The 4,639-nt window shown below is 61.7% G+C and carries 3 protein-coding genes; all 3 read right to left on the bottom strand.

Annotated elements, in window-relative coordinates:
* On the bottom strand, positions 1-1,351 hold a 1,351-nt coding region (locus PLN84_RS12355), incomplete at its 3' end, for an MASE3 domain-containing protein (protein WP_348532123.1).
* 417 nt (positions 1,352-1,768) lie between these two features.
* Positions 1,769-3,673, bottom strand: coding sequence for an SIR2 family protein (locus PLN84_RS12350; RefSeq protein WP_292385577.1), 1,905 nt, complete (start codon positions 3,671-3,673; stop codon positions 1,769-1,771).
* Between the two features lie 639 nt (positions 3,674-4,312).
* Positions 4,313-4,639 (bottom strand): type II toxin-antitoxin system HicB family antitoxin (locus PLN84_RS12345; protein ID WP_292560878.1); only part of this gene is annotated, 327 nt, incomplete at its 5' end.

Raw genomic sequence — 4,639 nt, 5'->3', positions numbered from 1 at the left:
GGATCTCCTCGACGGCGGCCCGGGCACGCTCCAGGTGGGACCGGATGACAGGATCCGTGCTGTCCTCCGCCGCGAACTCGATGTAGGCGCGGGCGACGGTGATCCGGTTGAGGATATCGTGGCGGGTGATTCCGGAGAGAAGGTTTAACTTCGTGTTCGCCCGGCCAAGCGCCTCCTCGGCATGCTGCCGCTCGGTGATATCCTCGCCGGAGCTCAGTGTCCCGTAGACGGCGCCGTCATCGTCCCGGAGCACGGTGTTGTGCCACGCGATGATCCGCTCACGCCCGTCCGCGGTGCGGACCGATGTCTGTACATACTCGTTCGGTTCAGTCTCGTCCTGCATCAGCTCAAGAAAGATCCCACGGCACCGTTCCCCTTCCGCCGGCGGGACGAACCGCTCGATCCAGGGCTCGCCCACGGCCGCATCCGCCGGACAGCCGAGGACCTCGGACGCCCTGCGGTTGATGAGGGTGACTCGCCCGTCCCGGTCGAGGACGACAAAGAGGGTTCCGGCGATATCCAGGTACTGGTTGAACCGATCTTTCTCCCGCCGCAGACGTTCTTCGCTCGATTTTAAGCCGGTAAAGACCACCGCGTAGGGCTGCCGGATCCCGGTCTCGACGAATCCCACATAGATGAGCCCGAACGCGAGCACCATCAGGAGGTGGCCGACCATGTTCAGGAGCCCATACACATCGGTATACAGCGTGAAGGCAAGTTCCGATACCATCAGCACGACGATGGCCGCAGCCAGGTGGTTCACCACCCGGGGCGAGAAGGCGTCGCGCAGCCGGTAGACGGCGACGGCCCCGAGGGCGAGCAGGGCCACGATGATGTACTCGCTGACGATCTTGAACGGCGTCAGCCCCGAACCCTCGATGAAGCAGTCGGGAAAGACCGGAACGGCGAAGATCGAGAGAAGGAGGGCTCCGGTGACTCCCGCAAACGCGGCAAAGACCCACCGGGGTGCCGGATTTTTCCGGAGCAGAAGGGGAGCGGCAAGGAACGTCCCGGCAAGGAGGTAGCGGGAGGCGATCCAGAGCTGTGTCGGGAGGTTTGCGTCGTAGCCGACAAAGAGCCCCATCCCGTCGTAGGCGAGGGTGTGGACGAGGCCGATCGCCGCCACGAAGAGCAGCCCGGTCCCGGCGACGAGCAGGTAACTGTTCTCCCGCATCGTCCGGGCATTCCAGGCGACGGTGAAGACCGCGATCGCTATCCCTACCGCGACGAGTTCGGTGATGACGTGGAAGAGGAGGTAGTTGTAGAGGCTGGTCGCTGCGAGGGCGGTGAGAAGCACCGTAAAGGCGATGACTGACCATCGGATACCGGATCCTGTGCTGTTCTGCTCCATACCTGCCAGACGATGATTATTCTTTGCGGTAAACGAGATTTCTATTCTTTCGATGCGATAGACGAGATGTGTCCGCTCGACCTTTGTTCCCCTGAGAGGCGAACAGGGCCCAATATGGGTATCTTTAGACCTTATATCCTCTGATTATGAACGTTCCCCGCCACATTCAGTTATAGAATATTGATATAGGTCCTCTTTAACCTGTGGAATGGGGCGGGAGATCTCCCGATCGTTATGCCGGGATGACACGGCATAATCGCCCGGGGCCGGGCCGTCTGCTCCGGAGGATGTGCCCTCCGGAGTGCATCGCCGCACGCTCACGGGCGAGGAAGAGAGGACGGTAAGGCCGGATTCGGCAGTACGGTCCGGTATCGGACACTCAACGGCAATCGGTCAGGCGGCACTTCCACGACTCGGTCAGGCGTCGTTTTGCAGGTCCGGTTCCGGCAACTCGATGCCCGTTCCGGGACAGTCGATCCCGAACCCCTTCGCGTAGTTCCGGTGCGCCTTCTCAAAGACCGAAAGGTCACCTCCGAAGAAATTCGAGTCTGCCGCCCTCTGCTTGAGGTCTCCGAGATAAGCGATGAGGTGCGGAGGAAGCGACAGGGTGCGAGCAGGGGGCGATATGCCCGGCAGGTAAGGGTGACGGTGCCAGTTGCAGGACCGTAAGGGTCCGGGAAGCGCGGCGAAGCGGAATGCTTCCGGTTCGATCTCGCCGAGCTCCGCCAGATACGCGAGTCCGAAGATATACTCGAAGATATCCAGGGATTCATCGAAGGCGTATCGGTTCGGGAACAGGCCCTGCATCACGGTATATATGACCTGGGAGAAGTAGTCCGTATGGGTGCCTTCCGTCTCGAAACGCTCAGGGGTCTGTCCGGCTATCCAGTCGGCGCCGGAGCCGGCGACCCCCTGAAGGTTTACCGACTCATGATAAGGTGCGGTCTCCCTCAACATGCCGTCGTAACGGTATTGCTTCGGTCTTCGGACGATCGCCTCCAGCGTGTCGAAGTGCCCGGTGCGTACGGCGGCGATGCCGGACGCGTAGAGGACGAGAAGGGCCGGGTAGTGTCGTAACCGGTGGAGGCCCTCGATGTACTCCCGGTCCGTCTTCTGGTGGATATTCTGGATCCCGGAGACCCGGGGCTTGACGTGGGGGATGTTGATCAGTCGCACGAGCATGTCGGTTATGAGGTCCGTGAAGGTGTCGTCGTGGTATGCCACCGTGGCGGCCATCGCCGCCAGCGGTGCAGCGGTATTTTCGAGACTCCGGAGCGTCGTCAGGTAATACTCCTTACCGTCGATGCCGGCGGCCTGGTACCGCTGCCTGTCCATGATGAACTCGATGACGCGATCGGTCTCGTCGCGGATGAGATCGGGAAGCATGAGTTCGGGCTTCGGCTCTCGCAAGATGCGTTTGACCTTCTGCACCCCGGTCGAGACGCTTATCGGTTCTTTGTGCTCGTACCGGCGCAGGACCTCGATACGGGAGGAGAGCTCTTCGAAGAACTCGTCCGCGGTGGCGATCTCGATCTCCGAGGGGTGGAGTTCCCCGACAACCTCTTTTGGGATGGGGGTCGAGTCTTTTCGCCGGCACCAGATGGTTGAATACCTCCGGACCCTTCGTTCTGTCCGCTCTCCGCCGGCGAGGATCTTCACGAGCCCCGTATCGTCCTTTGCGGACCATCCGCAGACGATCAGGCCGTACTCCGAGAAGATCCGGTCCAGGTAGTCTTTGATCTTGGGGCTGTAGTCCTTCAGATCCTCGGGCGTCATCTTCAGGTCGGTGCTCGGGTAGTCGCCGTTCACCTTGACGATCCGGCACCGGTCGGGGAAGACGGACATCATCTCCGGGTCGCTCAATCCCGTGATCACCACCGGCTGGACCCCCTGGTCCAGGAGCGCCCGCTCCATGAGGTCATCGAAGTTCGTGGTGACGATGAGGCTGATGAGCCCCTCCTTCACCATCGTTGCGATCGTCCTGTGGGCGGGCGTCGGCCCGGGGGCGACCCGCCGCCCTTCCGGGCCGACGACCGTGAAGTAGTCGTCGAGGATCGCTTCTTCGTCCCCGTCGCGGGCTTCGAGCGTCTTGAAGAGACCGGGGAATGTCGGTTCTCTACCGTACCGGTCCCGGTACCAGTCCAGGGGGTCTCTGTCGATCTCTTCTCCCGAGAGGGCGGCAATCCTCCGGATCAGGTCACGGGTGATCGCCCTGCCGGTGGGAAGGTTTCCTCCGGATACACCCGAGCCGAGGAGCAGGGCGTAGCGCTTCGGCGACGAGAGGACGGCGAATGCGACCGGGATGATGTCGTCGGGGATCACGATATTCTCATGATATCTTCTCCGGCGACCGGGATAAGATGTTCCCCTGCCGTGATCGTTTGCGGCAGACCGGGGGCGATCGGTCCGCCGATCATCCTCTCTCCTCCAGGCAGAGGCCGACCCTGGCTGGTGCACGGGGACCGCACGGCCGCCTGCTCGAGGATACGATCCGAACGAGGAGGCAGGCCCCGTCGTCACGGTCTTCTGGCGTCTCTGCGGCCGGGACTACCCCGGCCGGGCTCCGGGCGGACCCCTACCGGCACGTCCGGAAACAGGCGGGGTTTTTCAGGACTCCCGCCTACCGGCTCCGGGTGGGCACCGTCAAAAACTCCCCATAAGAAGCGCGACAGTCCGAAAAAGAGATTATGGGTTGCTTTACAGATATCGGGCAAAATCCTCAGGTTCGATCTTCGCCAACCGCAGGATGCCCCGAAGAGTACCGATCTTTAGCTCCCTACGGAGCGGGACAACTGTTCCCACCTCGCACCCTCCGGGTGCTCAAGCTCCTGTCCTGCGGGACAGTCGCATTCCCCACCGGCCGTCGCCTTTGACAGGCGCACATGACTCCCGGATTGTCCGCTTACGGCGAATTGGTATTCCTTCGTGAGGATTTTTATTACGGTCTCGCCGGAGGCTGGTTTAAGCCCCGGCACCCACGGCCACCTCAAACGTCGTGATGATCGGCCTTCGTCCGTCTTCCAGCGGGAATTCTTCGAGGTATAATTCCGTTGCTTCCTTGAGGTTTGCGACCGCCTCTTCCACCGTCTTGCCCTGGCTGACGGTGCCGACTTCCGGGCACTCGGCTACGTAAACGTCCTCTTCCTTATACAGCACGGCCGTGAATACCCTCATGTTCCCACCGATATAATGTGATATTACCTTCAGGGTGATAATACTGATCGAACCTTCACGACCGGGACTGCCCCGGCCCGGCAGAGGCTTTCCCCCAGGCTCCCGGGGGTGGCG

Origin of the sequence: Methanoculleus sp. (assembly GCF_035363275.1) — an archaeon.
Lineage (GTDB): Archaea > Halobacteriota > Methanomicrobia > Methanomicrobiales > Methanoculleaceae > Methanoculleus.
This window is presented reverse-complemented; position numbering and strand designations above follow the sequence as displayed.